Genomic DNA, 22843 nt, shown 5'->3' with positions numbered 1-22843 from the left:
CTCTACAAGTAAGGAAGGACGTCGAGGGCGAGGATTGCCTGCTCAAAATTCTGGGCGAGGCCGCGAAGGTCGGTCGGCGTGCTCGGCGCTTTCATCAAGCCGCCATAGAGGCCGACAGCGTCGCCATTCGCGACCCGAATGAGCGCCCCGGAATCACCTTCGGAGGCCGGTTGGTCGAGGCAGAGGGTGACGCCGACCTCGCGCGTGTTGAGGACTCCACAATTGTTCTGCACCTTGACAACGGTGCGCGAGACCGAACCAGACTGACAGTCGACGACGACCGGCAGTCCCATCGAGGCAAAACTCAAGATCGGAAGTGGCGTCGGTTTGTGGCCCGGTGCCGGCGTCAGAACGAAGGCGGCATCCACCGGCTGGAAGTATGAGCGGCAGAGCGACGCGGTGTTACCCGATGCCATCGGCACAGCGCGGCCGGGCCGATTGCCGTTGACCGCATGGCCTGCGGTGAGCACGCCCCAGAGCGATGTCGTCCTGCACTGTGCCCAGCAGGCGCTGGTAGCACCGATGGGATGCGCTACATGATGTTCGATCTCGGTCTGTCGGATCGCGAAGGGGAAAGCTATATCGCCGAGGAGCGGAAAGCTTAGCCTGTCGATGACTAAAAATTCCGGCCCGTGCCACTGGGGCACGTCGAAGATGAACCCGATCCCGGCCTCTTCTCGCTTCTGGTCGAAGAGGCCGAAGGAGACCTGTTTCGTATTGAAGTCTGTCCAAGACGGCCTGAACCACGGCCCGTCCAGCCAGTAGCGGTCATAGAAACCCTCGGATCGATAGCGCCCGAGGCCCAGTTCGGAGAAGATCGAATAAGTCCAAAAGGTCGACCGCGCGATCAGTTCGCGATCCTCGCCGATGTAGTCTCCCCAGCGCTCGACCTCGTCGCATCACTGAGTCGCCACAGTCGTTGTGCCGAAAAAGCTACCGCGATGTTACTCCAAATAATTGACGCGTAACAGAAAATTTGGACGTGCTCGCTGTTGAGGCTCTCAGCCCGGCCCGCATTAAACACCAAGATGACTTTCTGGACGTCAGGAATTGGGCCGAAAAAGGACTGTCTGCCTTTAGGCTCGCTAATGCCCAAAGCTGCCCTTCAGCAAAAGACTCAGGGTCGGTCGCTCAGAAAGGCAACCCCCAACGTCGCTCTTTGCCGAAAGCGGTCTTTCGCGCTCGTAGAAGCGGACGATAAGGAAGGCACTCAAAAAGAGCTATCGTTAGGCCGTGGCAATGGCGATTTCGTTGTCGCCGTCGGTTAAGTCGCGTTGGCAATTTGGGCTAGTGAACTAAAAGACCCTCTGAATCTCGTCTGAAAGATTGCCGAGTTGATATTCTTCGAATCGGAACATCCGACTATCTGCATCGAGTTCGACAAAATAGCCGAGCCCATAGCCGCACACATGTTCGGGTAGCGCTCGTCCGTCCGCCGACCAGACGTCGTCATACGAAGGTTTGGTTAGCGCTCGCAGCCTAATCCGGTCCTTTTGCTTCTCGCGCTCGGGATGCGATGAACGCTTCATTTCGATAGCGATCAAATTGTCGCGCTCTACGACCCGCCCGCGGCTATGCAGGATGAGGTCACACGTGATCCGTACGACATGCATCGTCTCGTCGAGTATCGTCTTTACCTGTCCGCCCTGCTTGCGGTTATACTCGGTGTCGGCTCGATACTCGTCATAGCCCGCCTCGACCGCGGCCGTCTCAAGTAAGGGCGCCCATCGTGCGCAAAGGTTGCGTTCGCTTGTACCGTGGAGAATGTTTTCTCCCTCGCGCTCGGTGAACTGCTCGAACGAGCGGAAAAACAGTTCTCGAAGATCGTCCATTGCCGCCTCCCCCTGATCCGGTCACAGAGGTCACAATCCGCCACCTCCGTGATCGGCTATTCAATTCAGCGAGCGTGCTGCACGCTCATATCTGCGCCCCACGACCAGCTCTGGACGGTCAAGCTCAGGCGCAATTTTTGATGTCGTGAAGATGATCTGATGTGGGACCTTCGCTGCATCGGACATGGCGACAAGCAGGCGTTGGAAATTCCAAGATCTCTCCTCGACCATCCCCTTGTCCTCGACATTATCGAACAGCATCCAGCGCGGAAGGTTGAAGCGTTCATCAAGGAGCGCGGCATCAAGCATCCCCGCCGCAAAGCTGTTCTTCAGGATCACCATCCCGCTGGCGCTTCCGGCCCGGTTCTTGTCGCCGTTGATGGCGATCCAGTCACCGGAGAATTCGAAAGATACGTTCGCCACCTCGCCAAAATCGCTGTGCTCCTGAAGATCCTGGTCCAGCAAGGCCTTTGTACGGTTCGAAATTAGCGTGAGCGCCTCGCGTTTCCGGTTCCCCTGTGCCCGTGACACCGCCTCGATTTCCGCCCTCAGGCGGGTCAGCCGCGAATTCAGATCCTCCTTGGCATCTGACGCGGCCTTGATCTGCTTCGCTAGTTCCAAGCGTCTCTGGAGGCCTTCCAGTTCACTATCGATGAAGCCGGTCTTGCGGCTCAACTCTGCGATAGCGCTTTCGCGGCCGGTCACGGTTCCAGTTTCGGCCAGCTCGATCGTCGAGGTAGCGCGTCTTAGCCCCTGCCGCGCCACTCGCAACTGTCCGGATTTCCGGGTCCGTTGCGCGTGTCGATCGGTTTGAAGGGCCTCGGATTCCTTCAACTGCATCTGCAAATCGAGACGCACCGCCAGCGTCCTTGAGTCATCGCCTCCCTCGAGTCGGGGCGTATTGCACAACTGGCAATGGTCCTCATGCTTCGGTTCAACCGGCGCGAAGCATGACGGACAATATTCGAAGGCAAGATGCCCTAGGGCAAAGAATGTCACAGAGGAATCGTCGAAGTCCGACAGCGACTGCTTAAGGTGACGTATGAAATCCTCAGCGTCGTCGATTTCGAAATCGAGAACTTCGATTTCGTTAACGAGCCGGGCTACCTGTCGCCTAGCCTTGGTGTAGTCGCTGAGTGCGGAAGCCCTCATCTGCTTTAGCGCATTTTGGTCCTCACTTGACACCGAGTAGTCGACTAAATCTCGGATAGACTTCAATAATTTCGACCGCTCGCTTTCCAGTTTCGCTACCGAGGCCTGGATATGCTCGATGAGAATGTTCTCACCATACCCAGACGCCACGGCGACGAGACTGCGATACGCCGTTGCCGCCGCCTCATATTGCTTCTCGGTCTCGCGTAGTGCGATCTGTTTTTCGTATAGATCGTATCCACCCACACCGGTCAGCAAGTCGCCAACCGCCTGTCGCGTTTGCCAAGTGTCAAAATTCTCGACCCGAAAGATCCGCTGCACCGGTGTGAGCTGGTCGACATACAGGATACGCAGCAGCTGGTGCATCGTGATGTTGCTCGCGCCGTCGCTGATAGACTCGGGGAGTCCGATGGCCCGAAACAGCACTTGGCTAAAGCTGTATCCATGTTCCGGTCGCTTGTAGCTGAACAGCTGCCAACCTTCGTTCGGCGAAGAGAGCGCATTGTCCATTTCGCCAAAATAGATCGACATGGGCCGTAACCCGTCAGTGGATACGTCGCGACGAAGGGTAAGCGTGCCTGCCGGCGTTAGAATTTGTAGATAGACGCGTTCCGCGCGCGAAGCCGATTCTTTCCATTCGCGTAGATCCCCGCCGAGACCGAAATAAATGAAATCCGCCAAGGTGGACTTGCCGGAGCCGTTCGAGCCGTGGATGATGTTCACTCCTGCGTGAAACGGCTCGTCGTAAAGCACGTTTGCCCCTCGAGTGATGAGCATCCGCTCGATGCGAAGAAAGGCACTCATACCACTGGCCCTCGAGCTGGCAGGCCCGCGCGCTTGAAGAGATTGTTTTTCCCCGTCATCGGCAGCGATGCAAGATCAACCACCAGAAAGCGCATCAGCGCTGCGTCGTCGGTATTTCGCTCAGTCGCTTTCGCGAGAATTTCCGCAGGAACCTGTTTAAACTCGAGGCTGGCGTATCGATCTCGCAGGGCATCGCGCTTCAACAGCCCAAGGCCAGTAAGCTGTTTCAGCGCGGTAGCCTGGTAGATTTGTAGATCTTGCCAGACGGACGCGGTGCCAGGCAGCCGGGCAAAGGTCGATTTTTCGGTGTCGCTCCGTAGTTCTCGAAAGCGCGCCTTGATCTCCGACGGAAGCGAAAGTCGCTCCAGCATGACGGGAAACATCAGGAACATATCAAGCACGCGAAGCTGTTCGACTGGCATGGCTTCGCCCTTGGCGCAAAGCAGACGCACCATGCGGAAAACGCAATGATATGGGTCGCGCGATGCGAACCAGACGCGGAACTCAGACATTGTCCCACGCCAGATGGCAATTGCCTGCCAAGTAGTACAAGGCACCGTCGACCAATCCCGCGGTTATTTGCCCTTCACTGGTAGAGTGTGCCAACACGCATGGCTCGACAACATGCTCTTGAACGACCCGGTCGACCGCAGCGATGTCGGCGCCATGGGCGATCTCGCGAACTACATGCCGGTTGAATCGAGACTCTACGTCGGCCATGAGCTTGGCGTACCGCGCCACCGCCGATGGCTGTGCGATATGCCGCTGGAGCGTCATATTGAATCGCTCTTTCTTCCGCTTCGCATCGGCTACCGCGTAGGTTCGCCCCGCGTCGGCCAACTTCTGCTCGAGATCACGGCGATCCACGTCGGCATGTGTCATATAATACTGAAAGTCAGATAAAATTTCAGAATTGAGCTCTGTGGGGGCATCCTCAGAAGCGATGGCGGCTTGCCCCCCGCCGGAGGGTTCTGGTTGGTCGGCGCTGGCGGCTCCAATCTCGGCAGTCGGCGGCGTTATCTTCTTGAGCAACTGGCGGATGAAAGCGGAAATCGACTTAAAGACAGGTGCTGTGCGCGTGGCTGGCTTGCAGATGGTGATATGGTCTGTCTGCACGCCGATCGGCTCACAGCCACTCACCCCCGGGTTGGCCGTAACCTTATCGACAACATGGACGCCATAAGTCTTCTCTGTCTCAAAATAAGCGCGAACCGCTACGCCTTGCCGCGCGACCCATGATCTGAAGGAGTCGTTCAGATCGACTAGATTGTCGTCGCCATACGCGAGCTGCTTCGACTGCTTGCTCAGAAATTGCCGCAAGAGAAAATCGAGGGTCTTGGCTGCCTGGGCGCCCTGATGCGGCGTTGCCAAAAACGCAACACCGGTGACCGAGCGGCCAATTTCAATGAAATCAGGGCTCAAGGACTCTGAGCAGCGACGAAGCATCTGCTTGACGATCAGGCCGCCAAGGCTGTGCGCAACCAGCAGGGTGTGTGGCGCTCGTTCCTCACGGCTTGCCAACCCGTCCGCCATAATGAGTGCAAGATCCTGGATGGATGCGCCATCACCTGAGAGGACGCTAGCGAACTTCGATGAATCATATCCGACTGTGAATATCCGGCATGTGGGAAAATCCGTGGCGAGCCACTGAAGCCAGGATTCCTTCTCTGACGAACGCCAAGTCTCGAATTGATCGCCGCCGAGGCCATGTACGAAGACAATGTCCAGCACCGCAGGGGGCGGCGACGTCAGCCGCGGTCGCGCGAATACTTCTACTGGCCCCTCGTTCGACATTCCCACCCCAAAGCAAATTTCGTCCCTAATTCGTTGCTGTTAACCGCTCCATAGCGGAGCGGCAAATTTCCGTCACAGGAAATCGCACCGGGATCGAGGTTTCTAGCAACACTCCTCTTAGCCATCGGTTGTTCGGACACCCGCTCATTCTTTGTTGTCCCGTCGTGTCCGATGGACAAACGCTGTTTGTCTGCTCCTGACCAGCCCTGCCGCTCGACGCATCGCTTGGGAACGGCAGAAATGTCCCAAAGTCCGTCATTGATCGTGCAGCTCAGAGCCGCACTCACCTACGGCAGGTTTCGGGATTGCGTCGAGGCAGCCTGAACGGCTGACTTGAGGGCGCAAAGGAGACATTGCACTACCTTGTTGTCCACACCCTCTGAGACAATATCCGAGTCCCGATGCGGCCTATGTTTACGGGCCCGGACTTGTTGATCGTGCTGGAAGGCGATCAGCCTCTTGTCCATGCGGCGTCATGCGGATGCCGCAGGCTTGGCGGTTTCGATGCGGAGCGGGTTTGGCTCCCCGCTGGTCCAGGATTTGCGCTTGGGGCTGGCCAGTGGAAAGGCCGGCAAATCTGCCGTCCGACATGGCAGGTCAAACCGCGTCCATTTTTGACGCATTCGACTTTCATGAATTTTCCTATGAGAAATCGAAAAGCGCTTCGCCGCAGAAACAATTACTCCCATGGGCTGCATCAGCCTGCTTCAATTAGCGATGGCGAAGCGATCCGCTTCCGCCTCGCTTGGGCGGATGCGGTCAGCCGCCTTTCGCCCTTGATGCTGAACCGTCATGGCGAAGGGCTCCTCAGTGTTTTCTCGCGCGTGAAGATCGACGACGCCGATCTGCCCGACATTGATGCGGCAGACATCAAACCGTCTGATCGTCCGGCACTGATCAAGGAACTTGCCAGCGCGTGCCGAAACAGGTCTGGGCGTGTTCGCAAATCCGAGCTCGACAGGATCATCGGCTGGCTTGGCGAGCTGCTCGGCCTGGATAGTCTGGATCAAGCGATTGTGTCGCTGTTCGCACGGGTCAATTTGTTCGAAGAATGGCAGGAGCTCCTCGATGTCTTGCCAGGCAATCGGGGTTCCCACCTTACCCCGGCTGCCATTGCGCCCATCGTTGGCGCTACATCAAACGCCGTTGATTGCCGACTGCATATATCGGCACCAATCTGCCGCGGTGGGCTGGTCGAGCGGGACTCTGACGGGGAGTATTCGGCAGCCAACTATCTTCTTCGGATTGCCCGCTCCGGTGCGAGGAGCAAGGCGCAGCTCGTGCGTACCCTGATGCCCCGCTCCTCGCGCTCTTCGCTGCGCTGGACGGATTTCGATCATTTGGGCATTCCCCGGGAAATTGCCGAGAAGCTTGTTTCGAGCGGCGAGCCCGTTTCGATCCTTCTCCATGGGCCACCGGGCACAGGCAAAACAGAATTTGCCCGGCTTCTGGCCTCGCGCGTAGGCGCGCAGGCTCTGTTTGCCGGTGAAGCTGATGAAAGTGGCAGAGAGCCGCACAGACGGGAACGACTGGCACATCTCATGACCTTGCGCGCCATTACGCGGGGGGATCAGAAACATCTTATCGTGATGGACGAGGCTGACGATGTTCTTCTGCTTGATCCCGAAGAGCGCGGGCACCGCTCGAAGCTCTGGCTCAACAATCTCGTTGAAGGTGCCGAACGCCCGACGATCTGGATCATCAACGAGCCGCGCCGGCTGGAGGAATCACTGGTCAGACGAATGGATCTCGCCATCGAGTTTCCAAAGCCGTCGCAAGCGGTGCGCGAAGGTATCGTTCGCAGACACATTCGCAAAGAACGGCTCAAGCTGACCGACGATACGGTCGCGCGGCTCGCAAGCTTGCCAGCAGCTCCGGCCATCCTTGCCTCGGCCATCAGGGGCGCCAGGCGGGCTGGCGGTGCGGACTGCGAGGTCCTCGCTATAGGGAATGAGCTCGTCTCGGCGGTCTCGGGCCAGCGGCCATCGGCCTTTCGAACCAGCTCCGTCTATGACCCGGCGCTTTCGGTTGCCGATGCCGACCTTGCCCAACTCGGATCTCGATTGCGTCAGGCTGGTAGCCCTGCCTGGAGCCTGCTCCTGTCTGGTCCGTCGGGCACCGGCAAAAGTGCTTATGCACGGCATCTTGCAAATCTGCTGGGGATGGAGGCCATCGAAAAGCGAGGCTCTGATCTCCTCAATCCCTTTGTTGGGGGAACGGAGCAGCTTATGGCCGAAGCATTTCATGAGGCTGCACGGTCCGGCGCAATGTTGCTGATCGATGAGGCAGACGACTTTCTTGCCAAGCGGGCAGAAGCCGTCAGGGGCTGGGAGCGCAGCATGGTCAACGAGATGCTTCGGCAGATGGAAGGGCTGAGGTTTCCCTTTGTCGCGACCACCAATCACGCCGAAATGCTCGATCCTGCGGCGCAGCGCAGGTTTACTATCCGCGTGACATTCCAAACTCTTGATCCGCGGCGCGCTCACGCGCTTTTTGAGCGCTATTTCTCCGTTATGTGTCCGCCGCAACAGGCATCGCTCATTGATCTGACGCCAGGCGACTTTGCTGTGGTTGCTGCCCGGGCCCGTTTGCTAGCCGTCAGGGAACCGACCGTATTGGCGAAGTGGCTCCGCGAAGAGGCGGAAGCGCGCGGTGCGACCGGGCGACCGATCGGTTTCTGACAATGCGCCTGGCTAAGCATGCAAGATGATGTGGTCTGCATCAAGCTGAACACCAGTTTTTCCATTGATGATCAGGTAATAAGCTTACTATGTCCGTTTCTGTCGGGGATTGGTCTCAGAGATCGCTCTAGGCGCACAAATGGGAGCGAGGGTACATGAAGAGAGTGCAAATTCGCTGGATCGAATCGCAGCACACAGGCGATGATTACGAGCAAATCAAGCAGGCCATGGAAATTGGTGACGATGAAGGTCCGATCATTTTGCTACCGGTTCGCCAGCGACGCGGCGGCACCACCAAGGCCAGCGCGCGTTATCCCGCCCAGCTGTTTGAAAACCCGCTTTGGCTTATTGCCCATCTGGTGGAACACGGGGACGACTTGAATTGCGAATTCTGGCTCGGGATCTACGAAAATCCTGCAGATGACGAAACTCGTGCTGCAACGTCAGGTGCATGGTATTTCAAGGAACTCCTGAACGATGTTGGCGGGATGAACCGTCGCTCGCGCCTCCCAGCACGGGCCAGGGAGGAAGCCGAGACGTTCGCCAGCATGACCTATGGTGCGATATCAGAGCCGCCGCTGACGAGCATCGATATCATCATCGAAAATGCCGGTGAGGCGTTCGAGGAGGTCAGTAACGCCTTTGGAAATTTACCGCACACCATCCTGATTTCCCGCGCCTGATGACCAAGGCTTCATCCCAGCGATCAAGCTACGGGCTCTCGAAGTCGCGGATCAGTGCCTTCGAGCAGTGTCCGCGCCGCTTGTGGCAACAGGTCCATGCGCACGAGCGCTCTAAGGTCGATGCGTCGACGCAAATGAGTTTCGCAGCAGGGCATGCGGTGGGTGACCTCGCCTGCGCGCAAGTCGAACATGGCATCATGGTCGAGGCTGAGCCTGATCTGCAAGCTGCACTCGCCCGCACGGCCGAACTCGTCGCAGTTGCCGACCGGCCAATTTTCGAAGCCACCTTCGAGCATGAAGGCGTGCTTGTGCGGGTCGATATTCTGGTTCCCGAGCACGCGCCGACCGGGGTGACGTGGCACATCTATGAAGTGAAAAGCTCAGGCAGTGCGAAGGCGTATCACATTGGCGATCTTGCGACGCAATACTGGGTGATCGCCAATTGCGGTGTCGCCATTGCCAGCGCTGCAATCCGCCATATCGATACCAGTTTTGTGCTTGAGTCGCCTGGCGCTTACACAGGCATCTTCAATGATGCCTCCCTGCTGAGCGATATCTCTGGGATCGCTGCCACGCGGGAAGCCATGGTCAAAGAAATCCGGCAGATGCTCGCGGGTGACGAACCCGTTTGCGCAACCGGCCCGCATTGCCGTGCGCCGTTCGCGTGTGAATTCTCGGCGTACTGCTCGGGCCTCGAACCCGCTGGCCCAGAATGGCCAATTAGCGAGCTGCCCAATACCGGCGCACGGCTTGCCGAGAAATGGGCTGACGATGACATTTTCGAGATCGCCGAGCTTCCCGAGGATGCCGGGCTCAATCCTCTTCACGCCAGGATTAAAGAGGCAGTCCGCACCGGCGAAGTCTATCTCAATACCGAAGGAGTGAGAAAGGCGACCGCCGACTGGGCTTACCCGCGCATCTGGCTCGACTTCGAAACCATTGCCTTCGCCATCCCGCGCTGGGTGGGCACCTCGCCCTATGGCCAAGTCCCGTTTCAGTTTTCCGCACATGTTGAGCAGGCAGATGGCAATCTCGACCATATCGAGGCTCTCGAGCTTTCCGGGCAGGATCCCCGCGATACCATTGCCGAAGCGCTCGCAGGTCTTCCGGATAGCGGCGCTGTCATTGCCTGGAACGCAGGATTTGAGCGCCGCTGTTTGCGCTTGTTGGCGCAAGACGTTCCCCGACACCGCGATGCGCTTCTGTCGCTCGCAGAGCGAACGGTCGATCTGCTCCCTGTAGCCAAGAACAATTACTACCACCGCGACCAGCGGGGGAGCTTTTCGATCAAAGCAGTGCTTCCCACGCTTCTGCCGGAGTTGGACTATGGCGATCTGCAGGTTGCCGATGGCGGGGATGCGCAACTTGCCTATATCGAAGCAACCGATCCTGATTGCCCGGAAGGGCGGCGCGCCGAACTGGCGGCTGATCTGATCGCCTATTGCGAGCGGGATACGCTCGCAATGGTCGAGATCTACCGCAAACTGGCCGGGGGCTAGAAGCAATGGCCGAACGCCGCAAAGCGCCGCTTGACCGGGTCCTTACCTTGGTGAGGGCCCTGGCCGACAGTGTTGAGGGATTGACGCTGGACGAAATGGCAGAAGTTCTTGGACAGCAACGCAGGTCGGCCGAGCGGACGCGCGACACGATCGCCTTGCATTTTGACCTCGATGAAATCGAAGATGGCAGGCGCAAGCGCTTTCTGATCCGGGATTCGCTTCGCCGCCATTACGTTCGTCCGAACGCTGCCGAACTGGCGGCACTGCAGGCCGAAGTGCTTGCCGCCACAAAGGCGCGATCTCCCCGGGCAGAATTGCTCGATGCGCTTTTGGTGAAGCTTCGCGCCAGCTTCGACGGCATGGAAAAGCGGCGCGTCGATCGCGACTTTGCCGAACTCGCGCGTTTGCAAAGGACGCTGGTTGGCCCAGGCGCCGTTGCCTCAGTGGCACCCGAGACCTTGGCGGCAGCGTCTCAGGCGATCTTTGCCGGCCAATGTCTTGAGTTTGACTACCGGCGTGAAGGTGAGGATGAGTCGGTTTGGCGCAGAGTCATCCCACACGGCATTTTGCACGGCACCGTCAGTTATCTCGTCGCGGCTTTTCCGAAAGGCGGATACGGCCTGGTGACCTATAGACTGGATCGGGTTCAGAACGCGGTGGTTTCGGACACTGTGGGCGCTGCGCCGGAAGATTTCGATCTCGATGAATGGCTGGCAGGCAGTTTCGGCATGTTTCGCGAGCAACCGTATGAGGTGTGCCTACGCATCCTGCCAGAGGCGGCGCAGCGGGCACGTGAGTGGAGGTTCCATCCGAAGCAGGAGTTGAAGGAGCTTGCCGACGGATCCGTTCGGGTAACATTTACCTCGGGCGGTCTGCTCGAACTCGCGAACCATCTCTTTGCCTGGGCCGGCGGCCTGGTCATCGAAAGTCCCGATGAGCTGAAGGCTGTCATGGCCAAGCAGCTCTACGCGGCACGAACGGCAATCTCCAGTTCGCACCAAGGTACGGCCGAAACTGACGCGGCAGGTGAATAGAATATCCTCATGCCAAGGAAGACATTAACCGCGCCAAGTCCGCAGCCCATTTTGCCAAACTGCAATACCGGCAACCAGAGCAGTTTTATGCGAGTTGCGACGACGCCGTCACGGTTTATAGCGGTGAGGCAGTTAAATTGATGCCTGCGAACTGGGCGGCGTTGAGAAAAAGGCGCAATCATTGGCGACGTTGATTTTCCGCAGGAAATTTCGGCGAGCAGGAAAGAATATCCATGATTTCGATTGGAGCAGATAAGGCGCTTGGCGACCGGCTGAAGCGGTTCTTCGGCGACGCTGGCCCATATTTGCATGAGTTAAAAAGGGCGCCAGTTGGCGAGGCGCTGGTGGATGCCGACCGGCTATCGCGCTTTATTGATGCGCTTCGACTTCCGCTGCAACAGGCCGAGGAGCGAGCGTGTGCCAACCCTTGGACGACTTCCAGCCTGCGTCACGATGAGGTGCGAAATTGCGCGGTACTGGCGGACCTATGGGATCGTAGAAAGTACGGACTCGAAGCGCAGGCTTTCCTAGCTCGCTTCTTCGCTAAGGCAGGAAGCCATCTACCGGACAACGACGAGCTGGCGTGCGGATATGTAGTCCAAACAGAACACTGTCTGAATGGGGCAACTACGGATCGCGTGGATATCACCATTGAAACCCGATCATCTGTCGTTGGCATAGAAGTAAAGATATTCGCATCGGAACGCGATAACCAGCTTTCGGATTACCGAGCCGCGATTGCGGCGCGGGCAAACCTAATGGGACGCGAAAAACACGAAGTGGTTTTCCTTTCGCCCTACCGCTCAAGAGACGACACTATTTCGGTTCCGCACATAACTTGGCGAAAGCTTGGGGATATCGCGGAGCAAGCCAATTCATCCACTCACTCTGGCTGGCTGATAAGTCAGTTCGGCCAGCATTGCCGTACGCTGGGGATATAAAAATGGAACAGAACGACCTCGATGCGCTAATCGCAGAAAATGTTAGCGACCTTGAACTAGCACTCACGCGCGTTGAAGAGGTGATCGACCCGCGTGTGAATGAAGCGGCGTGGAATGCGCTGAAGCAGGCGCTTGCGGATGCCGACTATCATTTCGAAGACGATGATGATCTTAACGTGGCCTGGTTCGCACCGCGTACTTGGCTCGACAAGGACAAGGACAGCGATCCTTGGTTCCGGCTGACTGCGGATGACTCCCACCATAGGACATGGCTCGCCAGCTACATTGCCCCAAGGACGGATCGGGAGGCGATCGGCATCCAGTGGTATCACGACAACCTATACGTGAAAGATTACAAGCAGATTCTTGAGGCGCATGCGAGCGATCTGCGTGATATTGAGCGCTCCGGATTTCGCCGTGATGGCAATCGAATTTATCTTCCCATTGAATTCGATGCCCAGAAAATTGCAGAGGGACTTAGTAACGATGATCTAGCCGAGGCGATGGAGCCTGTAGTCCGTGCTGCTGACGCTTTGCTGGTTGCGAGCGAAGCGTTTCAGCGCCTCAGGGATGCAATGGTAGCCAAGTCCAACTCTTGAAGAGCCTTCGTTAGCAATCAACGCAAGCCGTCAACGTGGCTCGCCGCCTAAACATCAAACCGAGACGAGGCCGGCAATCCGCTGCTTCTCGCCGCGAGTTATGCGAAATGTTCTTACGACGGACAGCGAGGAAGGCGAGCGACTGGCAATGCAAAACGACATTTCGATCCGGAAGGTTCACGTGCCGTTGCTCCGACCGGAGGACGCAATCCATCATCTCGGTTCGCCGACCCATTGGCAGCCCGGAAGGTCAGCCAAATCTGTGGTCGACCTCTGGTTTGCTGCGAACGCGTTGCCGTCGTCCGTACAGGCTGCGTTGAGCAACGATGCCGTGCTTCGCGATTGCACATTGCTGGATGCCTTCCTTGAGCGTTCTGTCGATCTTGGTGACGGTCAACGGCCAAGCCAGACAGACCTCATGGCTATCGTTCGTCACGAGAGCGGGCTTGGCGTTCTTGCCATCGAAGCGAAAGTCGACGAGACCTTTGGTCCAACCGTCGGAGAGTGGCTGGCTGACCCAAAGGGTGATCTTCCTACCAGGACGGCTCGACTTGATCGGCTGTGCGGTATGCTTGGTATCGATCCTTCGGCAACCGCTTCGTTGCGGTATCAGCTCATTCACCGGGCAGCCTCGGCAATCATCGAAGCAAAGCGCTACCACGCACATGACGCGGTCATGTTGGTGCAAAGCTTCTGCCCGTGCCGTTCGTGGTTTGATGATTTTAGCGCATTCGCAACTGCCTTAGGCTTCCCTCCTCCTCAGGTGGGAACGGTTAGCGCGCCGAAAGTTCGTGACGACGTTGCGCTTCGTGTTGGATGGGTCGCGGAGCCAAACGACGGTCCGCACACCAGGCTCGGTACGGCCAGGACAGTCCCCAAGCTGACAGATCTGGGTCGGGTCCAGTTGTCGAAGTCCTTCTTCATGCGGGACATGCTCTATTCCGAGGTCGCAATGATCCACGGCCTTAACAATGCGCCAGATGATCCAGACCTGGCGATCAAGGCGGGCAAACGCCTATGCGAGGAATTGCTCGAACCCCTTCAAGACCATTGGGGCAGGATTGCGATCCGGTCTGCGTATCGCTCGTGTGAGGTCAATGGCTTCTGCAATGCGATGCAGCGCAAGAAGAAAGCCGGCTACACCTGTGCTTCGAACGAGAACAATTTCGCAGGGCACATCTGGGATCGCCTCGACGAAAACGGTCAAATGGGGGCGATGGCTTGCGTGGTCGTGCCTGGTTTCTGGGCCAAGCGCCAAGAGCAAGGCGATTGGCGGATCCTCGCTCGATGGATTCATGAGCACCTGCCTTACTCGACGCTCTATTTCTTTCCGACCTATTGGGCATTCAACATCGGCTGGCATGAATGCCCCGAAAAGAGCATCAAGAGCTACGCCGAGCCTGCCGGTACATTCACTCCCTGACGGAGAAAAAAATCAAATTTCGAGTCCCGTCACGGCAACCCATCATTTTTGCTGGTCTGAATCATTATCCGAAAGACGGAGCTCAACTGTTTTCCATCAGCAGCATGGGCAAAGATTTGAACTCGAAAATTTTCGATTGTTTTGATCTCAACGTAGTCACGAGGGAGTGAAAATGAGACCAGACTCTCGGGCCAACCGCAGGCATCGGTCTAGCCATTCGCGGCGGATACTCGCTGGACAACGCGACGACGCTTTTCCGCCGAAGACAAGATCACGACGGGCCTAGAATGCCTGCGTTGGAAACATTCAACATATAACACAAGCCCTGGGCGTTTTCAGGTTGGCTAGCAGTGCTCGGCGCCCAGCCTATCCATTGAAGTTTTTGTCGTCATCCTGGCCAAAGAGCTTCAGATGCTCAAAGTGCGTTTCTAATCCCTCTCGAGTGAAAAGTTGCCGTTTCTCGTCGATTTGCCTTTGAAGCCAACTTTCGAAGACTGAGATCCTGGCCTCTCGATCTGGCGTAGCCTCTCCAACCATGCGTGACAGGAGCTGTTCAAGCTGATTGGTGCGCTGCTGTGCGAGGAGCAAACTCGTTAGCTCTGCCTGGCGTCGGTCTTCAATATACCGGCTTCTCGCTGCAGCCTCTTGCGCCGCTCTTTCCTTTTCGCGCTCGCGCGCTTGTTTCTCCTCTTCCTCATCCCGTTCGGTTTTCGCGGCTGCGACGACTGCAATGCCGATCGCAATCTTGTCCACCAGATCTTCGAGGCGCTGGCGCTTGCCGTCGTTGAACGAACGGCGCGGTGTGGGCTGGCGATAGTACCAGACAGGCTCGAGCGAGATCGAGAGCCGCCCCGTCGAATGGTAGTCCCAGTCAGCGAAGATTGGGTAAGGGTCGCCATGTACATAGCGCCAAGCACGCCTCTCACTCCGCTTGTCCCAGGCGGCCTGCTCGGCCTTCTCTTTGCGGGTAAGCTCGTGCTTCTCCCTTGTGTACGCTTCCGTGATCTCGAATTTGACTGTCTGTGCGCCGTCCGAAAAGCGACTGGGCTCATCGTCATGGGTTAGCTTGAAGCCCTGTACCTCTGCCGCAGCTTCCAACTTGGGCAGGAGTTCAGCGATGCGGCCTATCGATTGCTTGGCTACGCTGCAGGGTACTAGTCCTGCATCGCGAACACAGATCAGCCCTTGCTCATTTTCCTTACCGCGTCGCAAGGCTGCCAGCGTGTTCCGTACAATGACGCTACCGCGTTTCGGCATTGCAGCGGTTGGCCTTGACGCAGACCTTGCCTTCTTTTCGGCCAGTTCGATCGCTTGAGTTTGCCAGTCTGCTGCCGGCGCATTGCGGATGATAATCGCGTCGGGTCTGTCGCTGTCAAATTCAGGTAAAGGGATCTGCTTGATGGCCTTTCCCGCAGCCTTCTTGGCCCACCAGCCGAGCGGAGGGTTGGGGATGTTGTGCTTGCGGCAGATTTTGTGGAGCGCGACGTCTGAGACACCGAATTCTTTGGCGAGGTGGATCATGGGTTTGGACCAGACGAGGTCGTAGAACTCGCGGCGCGTGAAGGTCTGGCTCATGCTACTCTTTCGGAAGTTTGATTTTCTGGGTTTGTCAGATTTTGCCACTTCTTTGACCCGAGTGGGCCTGTGCCACATTTTCCAGTTTTGCGCATTTCCGGGGAGAATCAGATCAATTCTCGATCATTAAACGTTCGCCGGAAGGCTCGCTTTATTGGTTGCCACTAGGCAATGGCGGGCATTCCAGAACCAATCCTGAAATCGGACTCGGAAGATGGTTTGATACCGAAGTTCGTGATTGGCGAGTACGGTTGTTCGCTACCCCCCGATGAAATGGAAGGGCTTGCTCATGGTTGGCTTTAACAGCAGTCTGCTCGGCAAGGAGAATCACGATGGGCATATTTGATCGTAATGGAAACGACCGCACAAAGGATGGGCCTAAGGTGAAGACTGGTCCGAGCTCTGGTCTCACACGGTCCAAGAATGCTGATGGCCGCTGGCGCGAAAAGCGTGATGATGCTGGTAAGAAGCGGAGCTGAACCGGCTGTGTTCTCAGCCTGACGAAGAGAGAAGTATGGCGCGCGACATGATCGAGCCCGATGCGACGATCGGGAGTATTGCGGATAAGCTCGACAACGCGGAGAAGTTTGCCCGCGCTGTGCTGGGGACGATGCACCCATGTCTTAAGGAACACGGCAATGCGCATGTCCGCATCGGCATCACCGGTGAGGGGAAGGCCCCCTACCACAAGGTCGTCTACGATGATGTCGACGGTTGCGAGCAGTTATATGGCTCGTTCGCCGGGAAGGTGATGGATGAGAAGTATCTGGTTCATGAGGATACTTGGAGCGCCAAGCGCATGTCCTATGGGGATGTGCAGGCGCTGATCGGAGCGCTTACCGGATACTCGCAATAGATGACCTATGCTGTAGTTGTTGACTGGTATGGCCCTTACGGCAGCGTGAAGGAGTCAAGGACCGCGATCCGCGATTGGGGCTTCGGAGAAGTTCTCTACATGGCTGCCGGGACTGTCGGGCGACAGTCTGTGCCCAAGCTTCAATATGTCGGCATCACCAGCGGCTTCGAAAACCGGCTAAACACCCGGCACAAGATACGGACCACCGTCGAGGATGAGGGGTTATCAATCTATATAGGAGAGGTGTCGTCTCAGGCGGTGGCTGGCCGAAAGGCAAGCCACCACCACAAGAACTTCACGGTGCCGACTTACCTGGCGGAGTCGGCGATCGCCTTCTTCCTGCAACTCCCGCTCAACTCGGACAAGCGATGTTCCCGCCCCAAGGACTCTGTAGTTCTGCTCAACCGCTGGTGGAAGACCGACATCGAAACAAGGAGCCGCAGGCGTCCGCATCGGGACTGGCCTGACTTCATCGAATATGATGCGCACTCAGACACCGGTTCGGTCGTCTGGCATGGAAGACGGCGGAAGCACTTTAGCTCGGACTTGATCGACGAAACCTGCGACCGAGCCCGCAAGGAACTGCAATCCGCCCGAAAAAGAAACAAAGGCTGAGCGTTTGGTCTGGTAGAGACAGATCCAGCCGTCCTGCATCGCTAATCTGCGAGATCAACATCTTGCCGGTGTCCACGATGGGCCGACGGTCGTGTGCAATCTCTTCGTTCTGGGGGTGATCGGTTTAAATGCTCTGAAATATAATGAGAAAAACAGCAAATTCCGAGGACTCACGTTAGTTCTCTAACCTAATGCCTCGGCTCGTCCCTGTTTATCCCGGCCTGAAATTTTTACGGGCCTTTTCGTCGGCTTCTTTAGACGCCACATTTCGAGGCTCGCAACTGCTCTCTTCTGCGGCCCATTTTTAAGTGTCGACTCAATCGTATCCCGCCTGAATGAGGCTTGTCGCGCGTCGAGTGACACCTGACAAAGCGAGGTATGATGGTTGGTTTGACCTCATGTAAATGGACTCCATTGGGCACAAAGGCCTGCGCCGCTACTTCGAAACCGAGAGCGTCAAATAAGTGGCCGGTTGCAGCCTAACAGCGATTGAGCGCCAGATCGCGCGAAGCGGGCATCAGTTGCTTTCAAAGTAGATGGCAATCGAACTTCCAAACCGAGTGGGCTAACGTTCTGTCTCTGAACCTCGACCAATATCAAATGGCTGGGATAGAGAGGATGGGCAAGACGGCTGTATGGTCAGCGGCGATTTCTACAAGAGCGGCTGGCGCTACGAGGCCAATAATCAGCGCTACCAACCAGAACCAAATCGGCGACGCGGTAGCGTCGCTCGATATCACCCTGACCGACGAGGAGCTTAAATCGTTCGGGGGGCGTGCCGCACACAGTTGTCGGGATGTTCGATATGCCTGGGCTGAAGCTCCAGGTGACGATATTGGGACCAAGGGGGCCTGCCTACTTTCGTCCCAACTTGCTCCAGCTACGGTATACTTCGGTTTCACCACAACCCGTTCCCGCGAGACTCCACGGAGTTTCACCCGCTTCAATCGGATCGTGAGCGTAAACCGCCGTACCATCAATGTACAACTCATACGCAGGGAATCCATCATGGCTCCCCTTAAGGGCGTAGTAAAGTTCCCCGTCATAATCCTTGAGATACACGTCGATACAGGCGGAAATCGTTGGAACGAAGATATCAGGGACGCCATCTTGAGCAATGGGGTTCGCCCCTTCCATCTTGAGATGCAACACGGCTGAACTCGGTAGAAGTTGAGGAATTCCCGACCCCAGTGGTGTCTTCAGCCTTGAATAGGCAGCGTCTGCAAAAAGATTGTCATCGGTCTCAGCCAGTTTTTCACTCCGCTTAGGGACAGACCCCGAATCTAGACTCAAATACCAACTTGGCTTGCCCGCTACCTCGCTAGCATCGCTCGACGCATATTCAGTGGTTTGCCCCCAATGGCGTTTGGTCACCAATTGGGGCTCGTTCCAATTATAGCCATAGGCAACATCACAGACCAGTTCGCCACGATGCTTCCCATTGTCGTCAAGCATGAAAGAGCGACCGTCGCCACCATGCGGGTCATCCAGTTCGATACCCATCAGTTTGACCCTGACAGCCTCGGAGGGGATAAACGCCCTGAAGATTATATTCACAACTCGCGAAGGTGTGCCGAGTCCCGAAGTGCCTATACTTTGTTGTAAATTCTCCTGAATTTCAGCGAACGGACTCACGCCGACTACATCCAATCGCGGTCCACCGTTCTCATCTGAGCTAGGAATACTCGCCAACCCGGGAGTACTAATCGCGTTTTGTTGCGCAATCAGATCGTCGAGTGCCCTTAGTTGCGGGTCGTCGGAAAGGTTCCGCACGTTGGAAGATCTTGCCTTCGCTAACAAGTCCGCATCCAGCCCAGCCTTCTCTGCCTTCCTGATTCGGCTCTCGACCTGATCGAAATCCTTGACCTTCTGCTGCCGCTCCATCCCTCGCGCCAGTGCGACCTTTACGGCATCTTGCCGTGCCGCATCGGCGCTTGAGGCGTTCTTGAGATAGGTCTGCAGCGCCGCATTCTGCGTCGCCGATAGGCCCGTCATGTCACGGAAGATGTCCGGATTGGACAAGGCACTGACCAGCGCATCACTTCCGGAGAATTCAGGCGCCTGCGGTGCGTTTTGGAGCGCGATGATCGGCTGCTGGAAATCCTTTGCAGTCAGGTCGGCCGGCTCGGCTCGGCGACTTTCCGTGCTGACCGGATTGATCTCGGTCGCCCCACCTTCACACGGCTCACCCCAGTTGACATTGAGCGCATAGTCGATTTCCTCGCGCAGCTCGCACTTACCCATCGTCGCCTTGGTATAGATCGCCCCGGTAGGCAGAGTTACCCGCACCGCCTCGACCGGCTTCTTCGGCTTGTAAAGCGACAGTAGGTCTAGATCTGCGCCTGCCGGCAGATCCCCAAGCAGTTGACGGTTCATCCGCTCGCTCGAGAAGGAATAGCCGGGCGCAACAAAGAATGCCACGCAGCCGTCGAATGCGCCGATATAATCTCCCGACACGGTGCGAATGCTCAACGCGTCGCTCTCTTCGTCGGGACCGATGTCGTCGCCCAGCTCGATGTCACTGTCTGGATCGAGGTCAACGGTTGGAGCGCTCCCAGTGCCGGGCACCATGACCCGATCAAGGATCATTCGCATCTGTGACGGCATTTCCAGCGCCATGTAATCGAATACACGCTCGTGATAGGCGATGGTGTTGCTGTTGAGCTCTGCCATCAGGCGGTTGGCAATCTGCCGGTCGGCCTTGTGCGGGTCCGACTTTTCTGCGGTGGTCAACGGTGTCGGCACGAGCACCGCGTCGGTCCCGGTGAGATCGTTGTGAATCGATCTGCTGTTGAACAGGGTGCCGGATGCGAAGTCTGTCTCGTAGCCCATCTGTCCAGCCTGCACGATCAGGCGCGAACCGGCCGGAAGCAGGGTCGACACATCCTCTACCACTGCGCCGGTATCGTCGACCAGCTTGAAGACAAGGTAGCGGATCGCGCTGCGGGCAATCGGCGGCGTGTTCGGCTGCGAACGAAAGGCGACGGTGATCTGGCCCCGATTGTTTAGCCGCGTCGCAGCGGTGGCATCCAGCTTCAGGTCGACCTCGCCCCCGCCTGCCAGTCTCGCGAACACGCGGATCTGACCTGCGATTTCTTTAGCAATGCCAGGCGCAATCTTCTCGCGCCAATATTGGGCGCGGTTCTCTTGCAGCTTGCCCCAGACGCCGAACAGCATGCCATGGTAATGGGCGTTTGTGCGCATCCACCATGGTGCGTCCCCCAACGCGCTCTGCAGATTGAATTGATCGATGGAGGGCTCACGGAAATCGCATTCGACTGTCAGCATGCCATCGAAAAACGTTATGTCTGCATCACCATAGCGCCCAGTCGGAAGATCGCTGTCGCGGTAGTTGTCAAGTATCCGGCGGATTGCGTCGAACCCGCCGAGCAGGCTGCGATCATCAAGTCTGTTGCGCAGCGCCTTTTCCCAACGGAGCGCCTTGGCTTCGGTCCAGCCCGTTATGTTCAGCGGAATGGCGAAAGCTTCACGCACGGCCATGACCCGCTGGCGAATGTCGAAGCACGAAAGGATGCTGTAGCTGGTCAGCTCGAGCGAGCGGGTCTGGTTGTGATTGCGCACCGTTTCGGTGCTCGCCGTGACCGATTCCTCCTGCGAAACAGAATGAACCACGGTCACGGTCTGCGACCGGATCGACTCAGCCGCTTGGGTTGTGCTGTCGAGCAGTCGCTGCGAACTTTCAGTCGCAAGATTGCGGCTTGAGTTCTGGAACGAACTGGCGTTGCTCTGGCTGTACCCGCCCGAAACGCCGATCATTGCCCCAGAAAGCGGAATCGAGACACTGGCACCGGCACCCCACGTGCTGGACTTCGAGCCCCCGCGCGTAACCTCAAGGGCTGTGGCCTTCTGCAGCTCGCCAATGTCACGCGCACGGCTGAGTGAATTGCTGAGCCGGTCGATCGCGACCACATCTTCGCTGCGTGAATTGGATTCGTCGCGGCGAAAAGTGACAGTGGCAATCTTCTTTTCCTGGCAAGGCAGGAGCGTGGTCGACCCGACAATTCCGCCTTCCATGTAACCCGCGTGCACGATTTCCTGCACAAAGGTGATGACATGGAGCAAATATGGCTGACATGCCTGCGCGATCTCGTACGATAGGTCCCAGTCGAGCGGCTTGTCGCAATCGAGGACATAGCGCGCCGGAATGCTGTCGGTGGCTGATGCCATGATCTGCCCAACCTCGGCGACGTAAGCATACTCTGCCTCGGAAATGGCAATGTCAGCAAGGTGGGCGTGGGCAACGGCCGTCAAACCCGGGCGCGCTAATGCCGACGCTGGTGAAGCCGCGCCGTCCGCTATCTGTCCGGTCGGTCGCGCCCCTCGGCCAGATGATTGCGCGTCGACAGGACCCCGTAGGCCGGCTTCATGCTGGGGAACGTCCCTGACTGGTCCAAATCTGAAAGAGACGGGAGACGCTGCGACCACTCCTGCTTTCTCAACCGCATATCCCGTTGAAGATGCCGCGGCGCTCGCCGCAGCCTCTTTTGCAGCGGCTTGGAACTTATGTTCAAGAGAGTTAATCCCTGCCTGCTGCGCTGTTGTTAGTGTGAGTGGCGGATTTACAAGGAATTTCTTGACCTTGGGCTGTTCGACGATGATGATTTGATTGTAGAGTTGCTGCTTTATGGCTTCATGGCTCTTGAGTGCAAAACCGCAATCGTGATCGCGCCCGTGAACCGCCGCATCTCCATGGACTTCGCCGTCTGTCACCTTTGGCATGAGCAGAATGACGTTCGGGGGAATGCTGCCTGTAGGATCCAGCGCAACGGGGACTGTCTGGGATGGGTCACCATTCAATTGCGCCCATACTTCTTGATAGGGGCCTGATTGCACCTCGACAATAAAGATGCCCGTGTCGTTGGTTTGGCCTGATGCAAGCACGATCGATATGGCCTCACGACCGCTCCCCATTTCAGCCTGCCGTCCAAAGACCGTAACAGACCGCAAAGCAACATCGTCACCAAATTCACTGATCAACTCGAATGTATGGGCCATCGTCCCCCCTGATCCTGCAATATCGATCGCTCTAATCATGGTACTAGATGAGCTTTTATCGTCTTCAGCCTGACACGATTTTCAAGAAATGCAATTTTATAAGCCTAAAAATTGGGTAGTCATGGGCCGGTTCCCGAAGGGTGGCTTTCGGATGGGCAGAGCGAAAATGCAGTCGTTTATCAGAGAGGCCTGCCCAACACTTGGTGATGAAATTCAGATAAGCTCTTCCCAAGCGGATAAAGTCCTCCGTTTCCCGAAGCAGAAGCGCTTCCAGCCATCGCCTCCACAACCGACAGTAACGGAGCAACTCATTGGCGAACGACAGAAATTGAGGTGCAA

General features: G+C 57.1%; 16 protein-coding genes. 9 read left to right on the top strand and 7 right to left on the bottom strand.

The window, feature by feature from the left end; translation table 11 throughout:
- Window positions 1-2: 2 nt before the first annotated feature.
- From GC121_RS02980 to GC121_RS02960, 5 genes are all read right to left on the bottom strand, one after another.
- Window positions 3-647 (bottom strand): hypothetical protein, encoded by a 645-nt coding sequence (locus GC121_RS02980; RefSeq protein ID WP_151972689.1) that lies wholly within the window; start codon window positions 645-647, stop codon window positions 3-5.
- 648 nt (window positions 648-1295) lie between these two features.
- Entirely contained in the window at window positions 1296-1832 is a 537-nt protein-coding gene (locus tag GC121_RS02975) for a hypothetical protein (RefSeq protein WP_151972688.1), read from the bottom strand.
- A gap of 60 nt (window positions 1833-1892) precedes the next feature.
- Window positions 1893-3788 carry an AAA family ATPase gene (locus GC121_RS02970; protein ID WP_151972687.1) on the bottom strand — a complete coding sequence of 632 codons (1896 nt, stop codon included), beginning with the start codon at window positions 3786-3788 and terminating at the stop codon, window positions 1893-1895.
- Window positions 3785-4300, bottom strand: a complete 516-nt coding sequence (locus tag GC121_RS02965) for an ABC-three component system middle component 5 (protein ID WP_151972686.1) — start codon at window positions 4298-4300, stop codon at window positions 3785-3787. Before GC121_RS02965 ends, GC121_RS02970 begins: the two co-directional genes overlap by 4 nt.
- A complete protein-coding gene (locus tag GC121_RS02960; protein ID WP_199857719.1) occupies window positions 4293-5519 on the bottom strand; it encodes an ABC-three component system protein in 1227 nt (408 codons plus the stop codon). The genes GC121_RS02965 and GC121_RS02960 overlap by 8 nt, the downstream gene beginning before the upstream one ends.
- 695 nt (window positions 5520-6214) lie before the next feature.
- Between GC121_RS02960 and GC121_RS02955 the strand changes: the two genes are divergently transcribed.
- The 7 genes from GC121_RS02955 to GC121_RS15635 all read left to right on the top strand — a co-directional run bounded on the left by GC121_RS02955 (window position 6215) and on the right by GC121_RS15635 (window position 14442).
- Window positions 6215-8263 carry an ATP-binding protein gene (locus GC121_RS02955; protein WP_199857718.1) on the top strand — a complete coding sequence of 683 codons (2049 nt, stop codon included), beginning with the start codon at window positions 6215-6217 and terminating at the stop codon, window positions 8261-8263.
- Between the two features lie 155 nt (window positions 8264-8418).
- Complete coding sequence (locus GC121_RS02950; protein WP_151972683.1) at window positions 8419-8946, top strand: hypothetical protein; 528 nt, start codon at window positions 8419-8421, stop codon at window positions 8944-8946.
- Between the two features lie 134 nt (window positions 8947-9080).
- The gene (locus GC121_RS02945) at window positions 9081-10445 is read left to right on the top strand and encodes a DUF2779 domain-containing protein (protein ID WP_234421090.1); all 1365 of its coding nucleotides are present in this window, start codon (window positions 9081-9083) and stop codon (window positions 10443-10445) included.
- A gap of 5 nt (window positions 10446-10450) precedes the next feature.
- A complete protein-coding gene (locus GC121_RS02940) occupies window positions 10451-11479 on the top strand; it encodes a YafY family protein (protein ID WP_151972681.1) in 1029 nt (342 codons plus the stop codon).
- Between the two features lie 233 nt (window positions 11480-11712).
- Window positions 11713-12420 (top strand): PD-(D/E)XK nuclease family protein, encoded by a 708-nt coding sequence (locus tag GC121_RS02935; protein ID WP_151972680.1) that lies wholly within the window; start codon window positions 11713-11715, stop codon window positions 12418-12420.
- Between the two features lie 2 nt (window positions 12421-12422).
- Window positions 12423-13019 carry a hypothetical protein gene (locus GC121_RS02930; protein ID WP_151972679.1) on the top strand — a complete coding sequence of 199 codons (597 nt, stop codon included), beginning with the start codon at window positions 12423-12425 and terminating at the stop codon, window positions 13017-13019.
- Window positions 13020-13167: 148 nt separating this feature from the next.
- A complete protein-coding gene (locus tag GC121_RS15635; protein ID WP_234421089.1) occupies window positions 13168-14442 on the top strand; it encodes a hypothetical protein in 1275 nt (424 codons plus the stop codon).
- Between the two features lie 366 nt (window positions 14443-14808).
- Here GC121_RS15635 and GC121_RS02920 read toward each other — a convergent pair whose 3' ends face one another.
- Window positions 14809-16017, bottom strand: a complete 1209-nt coding sequence (locus GC121_RS02920; protein ID WP_151972678.1) for a hypothetical protein — start codon at window positions 16015-16017, stop codon at window positions 14809-14811.
- 526 nt (window positions 16018-16543) lie between these two features.
- Here GC121_RS02920 and GC121_RS02915 point away from each other — a divergent pair.
- Both GC121_RS02915 and GC121_RS02910 read left to right on the top strand, forming a co-directional pair.
- Window positions 16544-16873: a hypothetical protein gene (locus GC121_RS02915; RefSeq protein ID WP_151972677.1), complete on the top strand. Its 330-nt coding sequence runs from the start codon at window positions 16544-16546 to the stop codon at window positions 16871-16873.
- A complete protein-coding gene (locus GC121_RS02910) occupies window positions 16874-17488 on the top strand; it encodes a hypothetical protein (protein ID WP_151972676.1) in 615 nt (204 codons plus the stop codon).
- An 855-nt stretch (window positions 17489-18343) separates the two neighbouring features.
- Here the strand turns inward: GC121_RS02910 and GC121_RS02905 are convergent.
- Window positions 18344-22504, bottom strand: coding sequence for a hypothetical protein (locus tag GC121_RS02905; protein ID WP_151972675.1), 4161 nt, complete (start codon window positions 22502-22504; stop codon window positions 18344-18346).
- Between the last annotated feature and the right edge of the window lie 339 nt (window positions 22505-22843).

This window comes from Erythrobacter sp. EC-HK427, assembly GCF_902498745.1.
Classification (GTDB): Bacteria; Pseudomonadota; Alphaproteobacteria; order Sphingomonadales; family Sphingomonadaceae; genus Alteraurantiacibacter.
This window is presented reverse-complemented; position numbering and strand designations above follow the sequence as displayed.

Coding starts and splice junctions, on each gene's coding strand:
- GC121_RS02910 (WP_151972676.1), top strand. CDS start 16,874: ATGACCTATGCTGTAGTTGTTGACTGGTATGGCCCTTACGGCAGCGTG.
- GC121_RS02905 (WP_151972675.1), bottom strand. CDS start 22,504: ATGGCCCATACATTCGAGTTGATCAGTGAATTTGGTGACGATGTTGCT.
- GC121_RS02940 (WP_151972681.1), top strand. CDS start 10,451: ATGGCCGAACGCCGCAAAGCGCCGCTTGACCGGGTCCTTACCTTGGTG.
- GC121_RS02935 (WP_151972680.1), top strand. CDS start 11,713: ATGATTTCGATTGGAGCAGATAAGGCGCTTGGCGACCGGCTGAAGCGG.
- GC121_RS02970 (WP_151972687.1), bottom strand. CDS start 3,788: ATGAGTGCCTTTCTTCGCATCGAGCGGATGCTCATCACTCGAGGGGCA.
- GC121_RS02950 (WP_151972683.1), top strand. CDS start 8,419: ATGAAGAGAGTGCAAATTCGCTGGATCGAATCGCAGCACACAGGCGAT.
- GC121_RS02945 (WP_234421090.1), top strand. CDS start 9,081: ATGAGTTTCGCAGCAGGGCATGCGGTGGGTGACCTCGCCTGCGCGCAA.
- GC121_RS02930 (WP_151972679.1), top strand. CDS start 12,423: ATGGAACAGAACGACCTCGATGCGCTAATCGCAGAAAATGTTAGCGAC.
- GC121_RS15635 (WP_234421089.1), top strand. CDS start 13,168: ATGCAAAACGACATTTCGATCCGGAAGGTTCACGTGCCGTTGCTCCGA.
- GC121_RS02965 (WP_151972686.1), bottom strand. CDS start 4,300: ATGTCTGAGTTCCGCGTCTGGTTCGCATCGCGCGACCCATATCATTGC.
- GC121_RS02975 (WP_151972688.1), bottom strand. CDS start 1,832: ATGGACGATCTTCGAGAACTGTTTTTCCGCTCGTTCGAGCAGTTCACC.
- GC121_RS02920 (WP_151972678.1), bottom strand. CDS start 16,017: ATGAGCCAGACCTTCACGCGCCGCGAGTTCTACGACCTCGTCTGGTCC.
- GC121_RS02955 (WP_199857718.1), top strand. CDS start 6,215: ATGAATTTTCCTATGAGAAATCGAAAAGCGCTTCGCCGCAGAAACAAT.
- GC121_RS02915 (WP_151972677.1), top strand. CDS start 16,544: ATGATCGAGCCCGATGCGACGATCGGGAGTATTGCGGATAAGCTCGAC.